Origin of the sequence: Rossellomorea aquimaris (assembly GCF_000935355.1) — a bacterium.
GTDB lineage: Bacteria > Bacillota > Bacilli > Bacillales > Bacillaceae_B > Rossellomorea > Rossellomorea aquimaris_B.
Window position 1 is genome coordinate 840,155 of sequence record NZ_JXZC01000001.1, and the last position, 16,916, is coordinate 857,070.

At 40.7% G+C, this 16,916-nt stretch carries 18 protein-coding genes; all 18 read right to left on the reverse strand.

Annotated features, from left to right (window positions below; translation table 11 throughout):
* Window positions 1-13: 13 nt before the first annotated feature.
* On the reverse strand, window positions 14-913 hold the full coding sequence (gene xerC, locus TV75_RS04245) for a tyrosine recombinase XerC (protein WP_044337409.1): 900 nt from the start codon (window positions 911-913) through the stop codon (window positions 14-16).
* Between the two features lie 61 nt (window positions 914-974).
* Complete coding sequence (gene trmFO / locus TV75_RS04250; RefSeq protein WP_044337410.1) at window positions 975-2,273, reverse strand: FADH(2)-oxidizing methylenetetrahydrofolate--tRNA-(uracil(54)-C(5))-methyltransferase TrmFO; 1,299 nt, start codon at window positions 2,271-2,273, stop codon at window positions 975-977.
* Between the two features lie 291 nt (window positions 2,274-2,564).
* Window positions 2,565-4,640, reverse strand: a complete 2,076-nt coding sequence (gene topA / locus TV75_RS04255; protein ID WP_044337412.1) for a type I DNA topoisomerase — start codon at window positions 4,638-4,640, stop codon at window positions 2,565-2,567.
* 299 nt (window positions 4,641-4,939) lie between these two features.
* Complete coding sequence (gene dprA, locus TV75_RS04260) at window positions 4,940-5,815, reverse strand: DNA-processing protein DprA (RefSeq protein ID WP_044337413.1); 876 nt, start codon at window positions 5,813-5,815, stop codon at window positions 4,940-4,942.
* Window positions 5,816-5,894: 79 nt separating this feature from the next.
* Window positions 5,895-6,797, reverse strand: a complete 903-nt coding sequence (sucD, locus tag TV75_RS04265; RefSeq protein WP_044337414.1) for a succinate--CoA ligase subunit alpha — start codon at window positions 6,795-6,797, stop codon at window positions 5,895-5,897.
* Window positions 6,798-6,813: 16 nt separating this feature from the next.
* Entirely contained in the window at window positions 6,814-7,974 is a 1,161-nt protein-coding gene (gene sucC, locus TV75_RS04270; protein WP_044337415.1) for an ADP-forming succinate--CoA ligase subunit beta, read from the reverse strand.
* A 567-nt stretch (window positions 7,975-8,541) separates the two neighbouring features.
* Window positions 8,542-9,297, reverse strand: a complete 756-nt coding sequence (locus TV75_RS04275) for a ribonuclease HII (RefSeq protein WP_044338008.1) — start codon at window positions 9,295-9,297, stop codon at window positions 8,542-8,544.
* A gap of 99 nt (window positions 9,298-9,396) precedes the next feature.
* Window positions 9,397-10,263, reverse strand: a complete 867-nt coding sequence (gene ylqF, locus TV75_RS04280) for a ribosome biogenesis GTPase YlqF (protein ID WP_044337416.1) — start codon at window positions 10,261-10,263, stop codon at window positions 9,397-9,399.
* A 28-nt stretch (window positions 10,264-10,291) separates the two neighbouring features.
* On the reverse strand, window positions 10,292-10,831 hold the full coding sequence (gene lepB / locus TV75_RS04285; protein WP_044337417.1) for a signal peptidase I: 540 nt from the start codon (window positions 10,829-10,831) through the stop codon (window positions 10,292-10,294).
* Between the two features lie 188 nt (window positions 10,832-11,019).
* Window positions 11,020-11,364 carry a 50S ribosomal protein L19 gene (gene rplS / locus TV75_RS04290; RefSeq protein WP_032088854.1) on the reverse strand — a complete coding sequence of 115 codons (345 nt, stop codon included), beginning with the start codon at window positions 11,362-11,364 and terminating at the stop codon, window positions 11,020-11,022.
* Window positions 11,365-11,500: 136 nt separating this feature from the next.
* A complete protein-coding gene (gene trmD / locus TV75_RS04295) occupies window positions 11,501-12,235 on the reverse strand; it encodes a tRNA (guanosine(37)-N1)-methyltransferase TrmD (protein ID WP_172655660.1) in 735 nt (244 codons plus the stop codon).
* On the reverse strand, window positions 12,235-12,753 hold the full coding sequence (gene rimM, locus TV75_RS04300; protein ID WP_044337419.1) for a ribosome maturation factor RimM: 519 nt from the start codon (window positions 12,751-12,753) through the stop codon (window positions 12,235-12,237). The genes trmD and rimM overlap by 1 nt, the downstream gene beginning before the upstream one ends.
* 17 nt (window positions 12,754-12,770) lie before the next feature.
* Complete coding sequence (locus TV75_RS04305) at window positions 12,771-13,157, reverse strand: YlqD family protein (RefSeq protein WP_044337420.1); 387 nt, start codon at window positions 13,155-13,157, stop codon at window positions 12,771-12,773.
* A 235-nt stretch (window positions 13,158-13,392) separates the two neighbouring features.
* Window positions 13,393-13,626, reverse strand: a complete 234-nt coding sequence (locus TV75_RS04310; protein ID WP_044337421.1) for a KH domain-containing protein — start codon at window positions 13,624-13,626, stop codon at window positions 13,393-13,395.
* 12 nt (window positions 13,627-13,638) lie between these two features.
* Complete coding sequence (rpsP, locus tag TV75_RS04315) at window positions 13,639-13,911, reverse strand: 30S ribosomal protein S16 (RefSeq protein WP_032088859.1); 273 nt, start codon at window positions 13,909-13,911, stop codon at window positions 13,639-13,641.
* Between the two features lie 118 nt (window positions 13,912-14,029).
* Window positions 14,030-15,373 (reverse strand): signal recognition particle protein, encoded by a 1,344-nt coding sequence (ffh, locus tag TV75_RS04320; RefSeq protein ID WP_044337422.1) that lies wholly within the window; start codon window positions 15,371-15,373, stop codon window positions 14,030-14,032.
* Between the two features lie 12 nt (window positions 15,374-15,385).
* A complete protein-coding gene (locus TV75_RS04325; protein WP_371928757.1) occupies window positions 15,386-15,697 on the reverse strand; it encodes a putative DNA-binding protein in 312 nt (103 codons plus the stop codon).
* A gap of 215 nt (window positions 15,698-15,912) precedes the next feature.
* The gene (gene ftsY, locus TV75_RS04330; RefSeq protein ID WP_044337423.1) at window positions 15,913-16,902 is read right to left on the reverse strand and encodes a signal recognition particle-docking protein FtsY; all 990 of its coding nucleotides are present in this window, start codon (window positions 16,900-16,902) and stop codon (window positions 15,913-15,915) included.
* Window positions 16,903-16,916 lie beyond the last annotated feature (14 nt).

Genomic DNA, 16,916 nt, shown 5'->3' on the forward strand with positions numbered 1-16,916 from the left:
ACCTCCAACTCTTCTAAGCACGTGGATGATGTGCTAAATACGTTTTTCTCAACTGGTCCTTTGAAACATGAGTATATACTTGAGTCGATGATAACTGAGAGTGTCCAAGAAGTTCCTGAACCGTTCTTAGATCGGCACCATTATTAAGTAAATGAGTTGCAAATGTGTGCCTTAGCATATGGGGGTGTATCTTTCCGGTCAAGGAAGCCCTCTCGATAATCTTATTCAAGATAAGGCGTATCCCTCTTTGGGTTAATGCTCCGCCACGATGATTGACCAATAAATGTGTATGCGTCTGATTCTTCATTAACATGGGTCGGGATTGTGTTATGTATTGTTCTAAAGCATCATGAGCAAAGCTGCCAAATGGTACATATCTTTCTTTGTTACCCTTACCTTTCACAAGGATTGTAGAAAGCCCAAAATCTACGTCCTTCAGTTGCATATTTGTGCATTCACTTACGCGAATACCTGTTGCATATAAAAGTTCGAAGATGGCTCGGTTGCGGATGTCTAAAAGTGTGTCTCCACCGCAAGCTTCCAACAATGCTTGTATTTCTTCTTCATAAAAAAATTTAGGCAACCGTTGTTCTTTTTTAGGAAGATTCACGAAAGAAAATGGGTTAACGGTCAGCTGTTTTTCCCGATTTAAATAGCGGTAAAAACTTCTTAAACTGGAGACCTTCCTTGAAATGGAGGACCTCATTAAACCATGTTCATGCAGCTTGGTTAAAAAAAGTCTCGCATCAGAATACTCGACATCTTTTAATGAACTTAAACCTTGTTCTTTCATAAATACGTAGAACTCTTCAATATCATGACGATATTGTTCAAAAGTGTGAGCAGAATAATGCTTTTCCATTTGTATATATTCAGTAAAGGATTGTAATTGTTCATATAATTGATTTTTCATTTTTAACACCTCACAAGGGCTACTAAATAGTAACACAACCGAGCAGCCCTTGCAATGAATTTTACACTTTTTTCACAAAGTTCTGAATTGTTTCCAAGGCCCGATTTGCGTGTTGTTCATTTCGCTCTTTCTTGCCTTTTACCTTTTTGGGTAAGTCAGGGAATAGACCGAAATTAGCATTCATCGGCTGGAAGTTGTTCTTGTTGGCAGTGGTTATATACCTTGCCATGCTTCCAATCGCCGTTTCATGCGGAAATACCAGGGGTGATTCACCCATGGCCATTTTCGCAGCATTGATTCCGGCAATCAACCCGCTGGCAGCGGATTCCACATAACCTTCCACCCCTGTCATTTGACCAGCAAAAAACAGGTTCTCATGATCTTTTAGTTGATAGGTATCTTTTAGAACATTGGGAGAGTTGATGAAGGTATTTCTGTGCATGACCCCATAACGGACAATATCTGCATTCTCAAGCCCCGGAATTAATTGGAGTACTTCTTTTTGCGGTCCCCACTTTAAATGTGTTTGGAAACCTACGATATTATAGAGTGTTCCTGCTGCATCATCTTGTCTTAACTGAACAACAGCATAGGGTCGTTTACCTGTTTTAGGGTCTTCTAATCCCACTGGCTTTAGAGGACCGAATAACATGGTTTTCTTACCCCGGGAAGCCATTACTTCTATCGGCATGCAGCCTTCAAAGAAAATTTCTTTTTCAAACTCTTTCAAAGGCACTGTTTCAGCTGAAATAAGAGCTTCATAAAAACGATTGAACTCACTCTCTGTCATTGGACAATTTAAATATGCCGCTTCCCCTTTGTCATATCGGGATTTCAAATACACTTTGTCCATATCAATGGAGTCCTTCTCAATGATGGGAGCAGCTGCATCATAGAAATATAAATGCTCTTCACCCGTTACTTTTCTTATTTTTTCAGAAAGATTCTCACTTGTAAGCGGTCCTGTGGCTACAATCGTAATTCCTTCAGGAAGATCCGTGACTTCTTCATTGAATACTGTGACATTCGGGTGATTTTTCACTTTCTCAGTAACATGACCCGCAAATTCATGGCGATCGACTGCTAAAGCTCCTCCCGCCGGAACTGAACAAGCATCAGCTGCTGACATAATGACCGAATCTAATTGACGCATTTCTTCTTTCAATACCCCAACGGCATTGGTTAATGTATTTGCTCTAAGTGAGTTGCTGCACACAAGCTCTGCAAATTTATCTGTATGATGGGCAGGTGTCTGGCGGACCGGTCTCATTTCATAAAGGTTTACCTTTATTCCCCTCTTGGCAATCTGCCAAGCAGCTTCACTTCCCGCTAACCCTGCTCCGATGACATTTACTAGCATCTATATAGACCCCCTGTGAATCGTCCCTTTAACTTATCCATTCTGCATTGTACACCAAAGGACAATGAGAAAAAAGAGAAAAGCATATTAAGAATTGGTATAGTTCATTACAAATGATTAATGCAAACAGAAAAGGGCTGACCCATTAGGTAATAGAGAAATCACCTGTTGGGACAGTCCCTCGTTACATTGTATAAGTTCATTGTTCAACAATCAATCGTTTTTTTATTGGCTTTGTTAACATTTACTGATAACGCAGGCTTTCAATCCCAGATGAACAGAATACTTATACTACTTTTGCGGTTCTTCTTTGTAATCACAATTCGTACATTGAATTTGATTACCTTTTTTAAGCTTTTTCTCTACTAGTAATTCTGAACACTTCGGACACTTTCTTTCAATCGGTTTATCCCAAGACAAGAAGTCACATTCAGGATACTGATCACAACCGTAGAAAATACGCTTTTTCTTGCTTTTTCGTTCGATGATATTCCCTTTTTCACATTTAGGACATTTCACACCGATTTCCTTGACGATCGGCTTTGTATTTCTACAATCAGGAAAGTTACTACATGCCATGAATTTACCGTATCGCCCCATTTTGAATACCATTTGATGTCCACATTCTTCACAATCTTCACCGGCAGGTTCATCGCGGATTTCGATTTTTTCCATCTCATTTTCCGCTTTTTCCAAATGCTTTTCAAAATCCTTATAAAAACGATCGATGATACTTTCCCATTTTACATTGCCGTCTTCAATATCATCAAGACTGCGTTCCATGTTTGCCGTAAACTCGACATCAATGATCTCCGGGAAGAACTCTCTCACTAATTCCAAGACGATTTCACCCAGCTCAGTTGGAATGAAACGCTTATTATCAAGTGTTACATAGCCTCTTCGTTGAATCGTATCCAGGGTGGGGGCATAGGTGGAAGGACGGCCAATACCCAGTTCTTCCAGCGTTTTAACCAGCCTTGCTTCTGTATACCTTGGTGGTGGTTGAGTGAAATGCTGATTGGGATCAATGCTTTCACTTTTAACTTTATCGTTTTCTTCCAAAGCTGGAAGGAGATTGTCTTTTTCTTCTTTCTGATCATCGGATCCTTCAACGTAGACTTTCATAAAGCCCGGGAACTTCACTTTAGAGCCGGTTGCTCTAAACATTACTGAACCATTTACAATATCAACGCTCATCGTATCCATGATTGCCGGGGACATTTCGCTTGCCACGAATCGTTCCCAGATCAATTTATAAAGTCGGTATTGATCTCTTGAAAGATATTCTTTCACAGAAGCCGGGTCCCTCAAAGTACTGGTTGGACGAATGGCTTCATGGGCATCTTGAGACTTTTGTTGTTTTTTCTCTTTACGCTCAGTCTGCTTAACAAAATCATTTCCATATTTATTAACGATGTATTCGTTCGCTTCTTTTTGAGCCACTTCAGAAATACGTGTGGAGTCTGTTCTCATATAAGTAATAAAACCAACGGTACCTTCTTTACCCATCTCAATTCCTTCATATAATTGCTGGGCGAGCATCATCGTTTTCTTTGCACGGAAGTTTAATTTCCTTGCTGCTTCCTGCTGCAGAGAAGAAGTTGTAAATGGAGGAGCAGGATTCCGTTTTCTTTCCTTTTTTGTTACTTTGTTAATTTCAAAGGACTTCCCTTTTACTTTACCAAGTACTTCTTTCACATCTTCTTCTGTCTTCAGTTCAACCTTCTTACCGTCCATACCGTAAAAGGATGCCTGGAATGTATCGTTTCCTTTGGTGAATTCAGCTTCTATCGACCAGTACTCTTCTGGGGTGAAGCTCTTGATTTCATTTTCACGGTCAATGATCAATCGTACAGCGACGGATTGTACTCTTCCTGCACTTAGACCTTTTTTAACCTTTTTCCAAAGGAGAGGGCTGATGTTATACCCCACTAATCGATCTAAAATTCTTCGTGCCTGCTGTGCATCGACTAAATCCATATTAATTGCTCGTGGATGCTTAAATGATTCTTTAATTGCATCCTTCGTGATTTCATTGAATACAACCCGGCACTCGGAAGTCGTGTCCATATCAAGGCTGTGAGCCAGATGCCATGCAATGGCTTCCCCTTCTCTGTCGGGGTCAGCCGCAAGGAAGATTTTCTTCACTTTTTTTGCTGCGGTTTTCAGTTCTTTTAATACAGGGCCTTTACCACGTATCGTTATATATTTCGGTTCAAATTCATTTTCAACATCCACGCCCATTTGACTTTTCGGTAAGTCTCTGACGTGTCCCATTGATGCCCTGACCTTATATTTCTTTCCTAAATAACGTTCAATTGTTTTCGCCTTAGCCGGCGATTCCACTATTACTAAATAATCTGCCATCCAATAAGCCTCCTTAAAGAGGAAAATAATCACTGTTTATAGCACCTTGGAATGATAAATAAACCAGCGAAACGGAAACGTTTACACTAACATTCACATAGGTATAGAATTCATTTCAGTGTAGAGAATTACTACTTTTAACGATTTCTTACTCTTATATATAGTTTTAGATACCTGTTGCAAAATGTATAACAGTTTCACAATAATTGCAACCATTTTGTATAAATTACTTGTAATTATTCAACATTCACAGGGGAAATCCTACTTTATTAAAAGATTCTATATCATATGTTCTGACTTTATACTCCCAGTTCTGAAAATATATCTTCTATTGATAAGACCATTTTTGCTCCCTCTTGAATTAAGCTGTTTGTCCCTTCAGCTAATGGCTCATAGATGGAGCCTGGTATACAGAAGACTTCTCTTCCTTCACTTAAGGCATAATCAGCTGTAATGAATGTACCGCTCTTCTTCATGGCCTCGGTTACAAGTACTGCCTGGGAAAGACCACTGATAATTCTATTTCTGAACGGGAATTGCCATTTTTCAGGTTTAATATAAGGGGGATATTCAGAAAGTAAAAGATGATGGTTCATCATACGATGGGCCAAGCCTTCATTTTGCTTTGGATAAATATGATTGAACCCTCCACCAAGGACACCTATCGTATTCCCGCCAGATTGGATCGTTTCTTTATGTGCGACCGTATCTGCACCTTGTGCCAATCCACTTACAATGAGTATCTCTTTCTTAACCAGCTGTGGAATCAAATCATGAAGAACTCTTTCAGTATAAGGGGTGGACTTCCTCGAGCCAATAATGGCCAGTTTCCTTGGGGCATGAAGGAGATTCCTGTTTCCTTTTAAAAATAGAAGAAATGGGGGATCATATACGTTTCGCAGTAAAGAAGGATAATCTTCGTCCTCAATTGTGATCCAATCAATCTCGTTTTCTGCATAAAGCTTTTTATATCGTTCTGAATCAAATGAATGAAGATCTTTATAGAAGAGTTCTGAATTGGTTGTGGTAGAAAAGGTTAACCGTTGAAGCACGGAAGGGGATAAATCAAAGATAGTGTGTAATTTCTCGAGCGATTCTAGTAATCTTTTTGTTCCTTTCAGTCCAATTCCCCGACAATGATGAATATGAAATAGAATATGACGACGTTCTTTCATTTATTACCTCCTGAATATTGTTAATAGAGAAGATAAAACTGAGACTGATAGCTTGAATGCCATCAGTCTCAATAAATGATTAATGAGTTTTACATTTATCCAAGATTCCTTCTTCTTTCAGAACCTTAATTAATGTTTCACCCATGTCTGAAGGTGTAGGGGCAACTTGAATTCCGCATTCATTCATAACGCGAATCTTCTCATCAGCTGTACCTTTACCACCTGAAATAATCGCACCGGCATGGCCCATACGCTTCCCTGGAGGTGCTGTACGCCCTCCAATGAATCCTACTACAGGCTTCGTCATGTTGGCTTTGACCCATTCAGCAGCTTCTTCTTCTGCAGTACCGCCGATTTCACCAATCATGATGACGGCATACGTGTCTTCATCTTCATTGAATGCTTTCAATACATCGATAAAGTCTGTTCCGTTCACAGGGTCTCCCCCGATACCGACTGCCGTTGATTGACCGATTCCCGCTTGTGAAAGCTGGTGAACCGCTTCATACGTAAGTGTACCAGAACGTGAAACAACCCCTACATGACCTTTCGTATGGATGTAACCAGGCATGATCCCGATTTTACACTCTTCAGGAGTGATGACTCCTGGACAGTTCGGTCCTACAAGGCGAGTTTTCTTGCCTTCCATATAACGCTTGACCTTCACCATATCCAATACCGGGATATGTTCAGTAATACAGATTGCCAAATCAAGCTCGGCATCTACCGCTTCCATGATTGCATCTGCTGCAAACGGAGCAGGAACATAAATGACGGATGCATTTACGCCAGTCGCTTTCTTTGCTTCTTCAACTGTATTGAAAACTGGTACGCCTTCAACCTCAGTTCCGCCTTTTCCAGGTGTTACACCTGCCACGATTTGTGTACCGTATTCAAGCATTTGCTTCGTATGGAAAAGAGCTGTTGATCCTGTAATCCCTTGTACAACAACCTTGGTATCTTTATTAATAAATACGCTCATTAGTCCCCCGCCTTTCTCAGCCTACTTGCTCAACGATTTTTTGTGCGCCGTCCGCCATAGATTCAGCTGCAATGATATTCAATCCAGATTTATTAAGGATTTCTTTCCCTAAGTCAACATTTGTACCTTCAAGACGAACCACAAGTGGAACTTGAAGACCGATTTGCTTAGCTGCTTCTACAACACCTGTTGCAATAACATCACATTTCATGATTCCACCGAAGATATTGACGAAAATACCTTTAACGTTTTCATCAGAAAGAATGATTTTAAATGCTTCTGTTACCTTTTCCGCTGTGGCACCGCCCCCAACATCAAGGAAGTTAGCGGGATCTCCGCCGTAATGCTTCACGATGTCCATCGTTGCCATGGCAAGACCAGCGCCATTTACCATGCAACCGATATTTCCGTCCAGGGAAATATAGCTTAAGTCATATTTAGAAGCTTCGATTTCTTTTGCATCTTCTTCTTCAAGATCGCGTAATTCAACCACATCTTTTTGACGATATAATGCATTTGAATCAAAGTTGAACTTCGCATCCAATGCCATTACGTCACCATCACCTGTTACAACTAAAGGATTGATTTCAACAATAGAAGCATCCTTTTGAACGTACACGTTGTATAGACCCATCATGAACTTAGCTGCTTTTCCAACAAGGTTTTGAGGAATATTGATATTGAATGCAATACGTCTCGCTTGGAAACCTGTTAATCCAACAACTGGATCAATATACTCTTTAAAGATTTTTTCCGGTGTTTTTTCTGCTACTTCTTCGATTTCTGTTCCGCCTTCTTCAGAAGCCATCAGGACAACTTGGGAAGTCGCGCGGTCGAGTACCAGACCTACGTAGTATTCTTTCTTAATATCACAGCCTTCTTCAATAAGTAAGCGCTTTACTTCCTTACCTTCAGGACCTGTTTGGTGAGTTACTAAAGTTTTACCGATTAACTCATCTGCATATGTACGCACTTCGTCCAGGCTTTTAGCGATTTTAACTCCGCCAGCTTTACCTCGACCACCTGCATGGATTTGGGCTTTCACTACATACACGCTGGAATCTAATGTCTTCGCCGCTTCTACTGCCTCTTCAGCTGTAAATGCCACTTTACCATTTGGTACGGATACCCCGTAATTTCTGAGGATTTCTTTACCTTGATATTCATGGATATTCATTTTTCATCCTCCTATCAAACTCTTCAAAAAATAGACTGCGCTTTCATTGTATAAAATGACAGTATATCTGTCTACCATTATGCTAAAAATATTATATTAATTTTAAAATTCTGAACTTAGAATAGTAGTATTACTCCATATGTTCCATTGTTTTTAAAGGGATTATCCCTAAAATTATTATTCTTAAAAAATATAATTTACGATTCTAATGCGTGCTCATGCCGTTTGGTGACTTTGAAGTATATTAGATTGGCAAAGGAATTATCCCTTCCCGTTCCGCTTAACTTTGAAGCAAGCTGGTTTAACAAAGATACAAAACTTCCTGTTGAAGCTTCCGTCTCAATGAGACCTGCCAGAAAGGGGCATGTTCCTCTTAGCCATTTCTATCAGAGCCTTCACATTTTCGGGTGAATCTTTCCCATTCAGATGCTTTTCAGCGAATAACAACAGTTCTTTTTTTATGGGAATGCTCTTTTTCATCAGCTCCATAACGAATTCGTTCAATGTGAATCATACCCTTTTTAGGTTGTTATACCATTAGTAAGTGCAGTTCACCCGGATTCCAGGCTATAGCTTCTCCTTCACCGGTGCAAAGCTCTTTCGATGTATGGGCGTAACGCCAAATTTCTCTAATCCAAGTAAATGATCCTTTGTTCCATATCCTGCATTCTTCTCAAACGCGTACCCAGGATAGCTACGGGCATAGTCCTTCATCAGTCGGTCACGTGTTACCTTGGCAATAATGGACGCTGCTGCAATGGATATACTTTTGGCGTCCCCTTTAATGATCGACTGACTGGGAAATGGTGATTGAATTTTCATCGCATCGATCAGTAAATACTCAGGCTGTACATGCAGGCTGACAATCGCTTCATTCATTGCCTTCTTCGTAGCCTCATAAATATTTATTGAATCGATTTCATCCGCATGCACCATCCCTACTCCAATAGAAGTTGCGTGTTCCTTGATGTATTCATAGAAATCTTCTCTTCTTGCTTCTGTTATCTTCTTGCTATCATTTAATCCCGCCAAATAGAAGTCATGAGGCAGAATGACAGCAGCCGCTACCACAGGACCTGCTAAAGGACCTCTCCCTACTTCGTCGATCCCTGCAATAAGTGTGAATCCTTCTTGGCGAAGTTCTCTTTCGTATTGAGTAAGTACTTCAAATTCTTTTTTTTCCATTTCTTGTTTCATGCGCTCACGTTCAATCTGTTGTAATAGTATTTGAACACCTATTCTTTCGTCCTTCTTCAAATCTTCAAGGATTGGATCTTGAGCCGGAACGGATTTGATGATTTCTTTTATTTCTTTTATGGTCATATGTACTGTTGTCACATTGTCCCTCCTATATATCGGACGTACCTTACATAAATAAAGAGGCTGCGTAAAAGAGTTTCCCTCTTTTTACAGCCTCTTCTTTTATTCGCTTTCGTCCTCAGTCTCTCCAATGATATCAAACGTCATGGGGCCTAATTGTACATTTCGGATGTCACGGACGATAATTTCAGAAGTCTTGTCATAATTCACTTCTCCACCTGCCATCAGACAACCTCTTTTAGCTCCAATTTTATCGAAGCTATCCACTACTTCTTCAGGTATTTCTTCAAGGCCGTAGCGTTCTTCTAATCGCTCTGGATAGTGCTCTTCAAGAAAGCGCAAACCATAAACGGCGATATCCTGCAGATTCAGGATGGTATCTTTAATGGCACCGGTCAACGCAAGCTTATATCCCACTTTAGGATCTTCAAACTTAGGCCATAAAATACCCGGGGTGTCGAGTAGTTCAAGCTCTTTCCCTACTTTGATCCATTGCTGGGCTTTTGTGACTCCAGGTGTATTTCCTGTTTTCGCTATATTTTTTTTAGCGAGCCGGTTGATTAAAGTAGATTTTCCTACGTTAGGAATACCGACAATCATGGCTCTTATGGCACGAGGTCTCATTCCCCTTGATTTCATACGGTCGAACTTTTCTTTTAATATTTCTTTAGCCGCTTGAACAATGACTTGAAGTCCTTTGCCAGCCTGTGCATTTACGGCAAGGGCTGTTATTCCTTGCTCTTCAAAATAAGAAATCCACTGGTTCGTTCTATTGGTATCAGCCATATCTGCTTTGTTTAACAAAACAAGACGCGGCTTCTGTCCAATAATTTCTTCAATCATTGGATTTCTTGACGATAACGGGATTCTCGCATCTACTAATTCAATCACAATGTCTACAAGTTTTAACTTCTCAGTAACTTGTCTACGAGCTTTAGCCATATGCCCTGGAAACCATTGTATTGTCATATGACCACCTCCAAACAACTTTTTTCTATTATTTCACGAAACCTATATCTTTAACAGGCCAATAGATCACTTTTGTGTCGCCAATCACTTCTTCTAATGGAACTGTACCGATGTGACGGCTATCCTTGCTGAAACGGCGATTGTCACCCATCACAAAGATTTCCCCTTCAGGAACTGTCCCTTTTTCAATGATGTCATTTAGAGTGAAATCCTCTGTTAATACACCTTCATTTAATTGATCTTTATATTCCTGTAAATATGGTTCAGTATACGCTTTTCCATTTATATATAAAGTATCATTTTTATACTCAACTTTATCCCCTGGAAGCCCGATGACGCGTTTGATATAATCCTTTTGTTCAGGTGCATGGAAAACGACGATATCAAATCGCTCCGGCTCCCCTAATTTACTTACAATCATTCGATCTCCATTATGTAAAGTAGGCATCATTGATAATCCATCGACAACAATGGGTGCAAATAAAAAGAATCTGATAATTGCAGCTAAACCTACTGCGATCAACAGGGCCTTCATCCACTCCCACCACTCATTTTTCTCTTTAACCACGTCTCCACCACCCAATGTATTTTTCTATCTTTTTCTATTCTACTAGAAATTCTTGTATTTCTCATTAAAAAAAGGTGGGTTCATTAAAAATTCAGGCATTCTGCCGGACGTTTACTTTTATTGTCCACTAAAAGCAGTTGAAAGAATAAGGAAAAGGAGCTTGTCTCCAAGCTCCTTTTCTTACGTTCTTATCGAATTTCTTTAATACGTGCCGCTTTACCACGCAGGTTACGCAGGTAATAAAGTTTCGCACGACGGACTTTACCGCGACGAATAACTTCTAATTTAGCGATTTTTGGTGTGTGTACTGGGAAAGTACGTTCAACACCTACACCGTAAGAAATTTTACGAACTGTAAATGTTTCGCTGATACCGCCACCGCGGCGTTTGATTACTACTCCTTCGTATACCTGAATACGTTCACGAGTACCCTCAACGATGTTAACGTGTACACGTACTGTATCACCAGGACGGAAAGATGGTAGATCAGAGCGAAGTTGTTCTTTCGTAATATCTTCGATTAATTTGTGCATCTTTTTCAACTCCTTCCAACAGATGCTCTTACAAAAGCGATAGATTGCAGCGGAACATCGGGATCAATGGCAACAGGAGATAACCCCTCAAGCCACAAAGAATATAATATCACACAGACCGGCAGGATGCAATAGCCTATTTAGACTTTCTCCATTCCTCTATCCATGCTTTTTGTCGATCTGTGAGCGTATAGCTTTCTAATAGATCGGGTCTTCTTTCAAAGGTTCTTCTCAGACTCTCTTTCTCTCTCCATTCATCTATCAGACGATGATTCCCTGAGATGAGCTCCTCTGGTACCTTCATCCCCCTAAAGTCGGACGGACGGGTATAATGGGGATGTTCAAGGAGTCCTGACGAGAAGGAATCCAGAATGGGAGAATCCACATTCCCAAGCACGCCAGGAAGCAGGCGTACTACGCTATCTATGACCACCATGGCACCAAGCTCTCCACCAGTTAAAACATAGTCTCCTATCGAGATTTCATCGGTAACAACATGCTCCCTGATTCGCTCATCGTAGCCCTCATAGTGCCCACATATAAATACGAGATGATCTTCCTTCGCCAGTTCCTCAGCCTTTTGTTGAGTATAAGGTTCTCCTTGGGGACACATGAGGATGACCCTCGGCTTTGATTGATGTTCACTCTTCAATGCGTCGACGGCATCGAAGATAGGCTGGGGCTTCAAAACCATTCCTGCCCCTCCACCATACGGATAATCATCGACTTGATTATGCTTATTGTCTGCGTATTCCCTGAAGTTAATCACATTATAGCTTACAGCTTCTTTTTCATGGGCTTTCTTGAGTATCGATTCACCAAAGATTCCTTCAAACATGGATGGGAAAAGAGATAGGACATCGATTCTCATCATGATAATAAGCCTTCCATCGGTTCAATCGTGATGAGCTGCTTATCAATATCGACGGTTTTCACAATATCCTCAATGTAAGGGATTAGGTGTTCTTTTCCCCGTTGACCCTTCACTACCCAAACGTCATTCGCTCCGGGGCTCAGAATCTCTTTAATCGTACCCAGTTCTTCCCCATCAGTCGTAACGACTTTACAGCCGACGATTTCATGGAAATAGTATTCTCCTTCTTCAAGGTCCTGTAATTGGTCTTCTTGAACCTTCAGGATGCCTTCTTTAAATTTCTCAACTTCATTAATATTTTCATATCCCTCAAAGGTCAGTAAATCGAAGCTCTTATGATTTCTATGAGATTTGATCACGAGACTGATCGGTTCACTACTTTGACCTTGAAACAGATAAAGTGTGTTCCCCTTTTGATAGCGTTCTTCCGGGAAATCGGTAGTCGAAACGATCTTTACCTCTCCTTTAACTCCGTGGGTGTTGACGATCTTCCCTACTTTAAACCACTTTTCCATAGCTTTCACCTCTTGCATTAACGAATTTCTTTCACAATACCATCTTCTATTACAATCGTCTTCGAAAGTGTTTCCTCTTCCCAATTGTCACCAACTTGAATGTCCATCATACCTTGGACTTCCCTTTCCTTGAGTTCGCTCCCGATAGGCAAGATATTTAACTGTTCGATTTGGAATTCCAAGAGCTTGATCTTTTCAGCCCGTTCATTCAATTCTCTTTCAAAATGCTGACTTAATTTATGTGACGGGTATTTCTTCCCTCGTTCAATCTTTTTCATTTCAAACTGTAACTGGTCACATTCCTTGGCTAAATGAAACTTTTGATTTTCATACCGTTTCATCAACAAATCCTTACTATTTTCTGTCAGCACCTGTTTAATCGTAATCGTATGTATCACATTCAAAGCTCTTCCTCCTCCTTCTATTCACCCCACTCTGTCGTATTGAATCCTCAGGGTGTCCTCTTGGGGGAGTGTTGGATTGTGCAGGTCTTTCTTCAGATAAAACAGTCTACCCCTATGAAAAAGGGGACTGACGTCTTAAGGCTATATAGTAACCTTGTGGGTCAGTCCCCTGGTTCTAAAAGAGCAAGTGTTGAAGGTCTAATGCCTCATGAGAAGGCAGCTGATGAAAGCTACCTTACTCCACTATCTCTAAAAAGATTTTCTTCTGTTGTGAAGATCCTGCTGCAGCGTATACCACAGTTCGAATCGATTTAGCTACTCTCCCTTGTTTCCCAATAACCTTCCCCATGTCCTCGGGATGAACAGATAACTTATACGTTATGCCGTTCGTTCCTTCATCCAAATCGATGTGGACCGCGTCAGGATGGTCAACTAAGGGTTTCACAATCGTTAGAATAAGATCTTTCATCCATCTAATCGATTACTTGCTGTTTTTAGCATTGTGGAATTTTTCCATAATGCCTTGTTTTGAGAATAGGTTACGAACTGTGTCAGATGGTTTAGCACCATTAGATAACCATTTAAGAGCTAACTCTTCATCGATTTTCACTTCAGCTGGTTTAGCAACCGGGTTGTACGTTCCAACTGTTTCGATTTGACGTCCATCACGTGGTGAACGAGAATCTGCAACTACGATACGATAGAAAGGAGACTTTTTTGCTCCCATACGTTTTAATCTGATTTTTACTGCCATAATTAAAGCACCTCCGAATAGTTTCACACAAGTTAGTATAATATCAAATGTGTATTTTGTTTGTAAAGTGTTTTTTCTTAACAGTTCTATTTTTCTTATGAAAATTAGAACGAATTGCTTACATAAATGGGAATTTCATTCCTTTTTTCTTGCCTTTTCCTTGCATGCCGCTCATCTGTTTCATCATTTTCTTCATATCCTCGAATTGTTTCAGAAGCCGGTTCACCTCTTGAATGGATGTTCCACTTCCTTTGGCAATCCGTTTACGACGGGAAGCATTAATGGTTTCCGGATGAACTTTCTCATCACCAGTCATAGATTGAATGATCGCCTCTACATGGCTGATCTGCTTCTCATCGACTTGAAGCTTATCCAGACCCTTCATTTTGTTTGCCCCCGGCATCATTTTGAGTAACTCATCAAGTGGACCCATTTGCCTTACTTGACCTAATTGCTCAAGGAAATCATCAAATGTGAAAGACATGGTGCGCATTTTTTGTTCCAGTTCTTTGGCCTTCTCTTCATCCACATTGGCCTGAGCCTTTTCGATAAGGGATAATACATCTCCCATACCGAGAATCCTCGACGCCATACGTTCAGGATGGAATGCTTCCAAAGCATCCATCTTTTCACCCATCCCAACAAATTTAATTGGTTTTTCAGTGACTGAACGGATGGATAATGCCGCCCCGCCTCGAGTATCACCATCAAGTTTTGTCAGAACAACACCGGATATACCAAGGGCATCATTGAAGCTTTGAGCGACATTGACCGCATCTTGACCGGTCATGGCATCCACAACGAGGAAAATTTCATCTGGATTTGAGAGTTCTTTGATTTCTTTCAACTCTCCCATCAGGGTTTCATCAATGTGAAGTCGACCTGCTGTATCAATCAGAACATAGTCGTGATGTTCATCTTTTGCCTTTTCGATGGCTTTTTTCGCAATTTCCACCGGACTGACCTGATCACCCATTGAAAAGACCGGAAGACTTAATTGCTTCCCGATGGTTTCTAACTGCTTGATCGCAGCGGGACGATAAATATCGGCAGCCACTAATAGGGGTTTGCGGTTATGTTTCTTTCGAAGCAGATTCGCAAGCTTACCAGTGGTCGTCGTTTTACCTGCACCTTGTAAACCGACCATCATAATGACAGTCGGGGGACGTTTAGCGACGGCAATCTGACTTTGTTCGCCACCCATCAAGTTTGTAAGCTCTTCTTGAACAACTTTAATGACTTGTTGTCCAGGTGTAAGACTTTTCATGACTTCCTGTCCGACAGCCCGTTCACTCACTTTCTTGACGAATTGCTTCACCACTTTAAAATTAACGTCTGCTTCTAGAAGAGCAAGACGAACTTCACGCATCATTTCTTTAACATCCGCTTCTGAAATCTTTCCTTTACCACGGATTTTTTGTATTGTACCTTGCAGTCGGTCGGCTAATCCTTCAAATGCCATTCATGCCGCCTCCTAATCCAATATTTCAAGATCATCAATGAGTTTTAAACAATGAGAAGAATCGATTGATGGTTCTTCTATTTTTTGTCTGAGTTGATCAAGAATCTCGTTGCGTTCTTGAAATTTTTTAAATAATAAAAGCTTTTCTTCGTACTCCTCGATCATGGCCTCTGTTCGTTTAATGTTATCATACACTGCTTGACGACTAACATTATACTCTTCAGCAATTTCCCCTAGAGAGAAATCATCCAGATAATAGAGGGACATATAGCTTCTTTGCTTAGGAGTTAACAAAGATTGATAAAAATCGTAGAGATAATTCATTCTGGTTGTTTTCTCCAGCACGGATATCCCTCCTTGTTAAGTGAAAAACCTTTACATATGAAGAATACAGTCTTTACAGGTGTTTGTCAAGGATACTTATGGATTTTTCATAGGGAAAACCTAAAATAACAAACTGATTGCCTAAACAAAAGAAGAGTAACCTGCAAGACCACTTCTTATAGTCTATCATCAGGCTACTCTATCGATCCTTAGATCTATTCTTCTTCTTTATCAACAAGGTTTGAGAACAAGCCGTATACATACTTTTCTGCGTCAAACGGCTGAAGGTCGTCCATTTTTTCGCCTAGTCCTACAAATTTAACAGGGATTTCGAGTTCGTTTCTGATTGCCAGGACGATTCCACCTTTGGCTGTACCATCAAGCTTCGTCAGGACGATTCCTGAGACGTTTGTCGCTTCTTTGAAGGTCTTCGCCTGTACCATGGCATTTTGGCCTGTGGTTGCGTCAAGAACGAGCAATACTTCGTGAGGAGCACCCGGAATTTCTCTTTCAATCACTCGCTTCACTTTTTCAAGCTCTTTCATAAGGTTCACTTTATTTTGCAACCTTCCTGCAGTGTCACATATTAATATGTCTGCTTTTTTCGCTTTGGCCGATTGGACTGCATCAAACATAACTGCCGCCGGATCGCTTCCCGCAGCTTGTTTAATGACCGGAACCCCGACACGTTCCCCCCAAACTTCAAGCTGTTCGATCGCTCCTGCACGGAATGTGTCTCCTGCTGCAAGAACGACATTCTTACCCTGTTCCTTGAACATATGAGCCATTTTTCCGATGGTCGTCGTCTTTCCGACACCGTTCACTCCAACGAATAATAAAACCGTTAACTCATTGTCTTGAATGTTCAGACTGCTGTCTTCATCACGATCCCCCTGGTAGATTTCTACGAGCTTCTCTGAGATGACAGATTGGACACCTTCCGTGTCTTGAATATTCTTTCGCTTCACTTCAAGCTTCAGTTCGTCAATCAGCTCCATGACGGTATCAAAGCCGACATCCGCTCCGATCAGGATCTCTTCCAGCTCTTCAAAGAACTCTTCATCGACTTTGCGGTATCTGGCCACCAGGTCATTCACCTTTGATGTGAAGTTGTTTCTTGTTTTACTTAACCCATCTTTAAATTTTTCTGATACATTATCACTCGACTGTGTAAATTTATCTTTAAGCTTCTTAAAAAAACTCACTTTTCCACACCCTT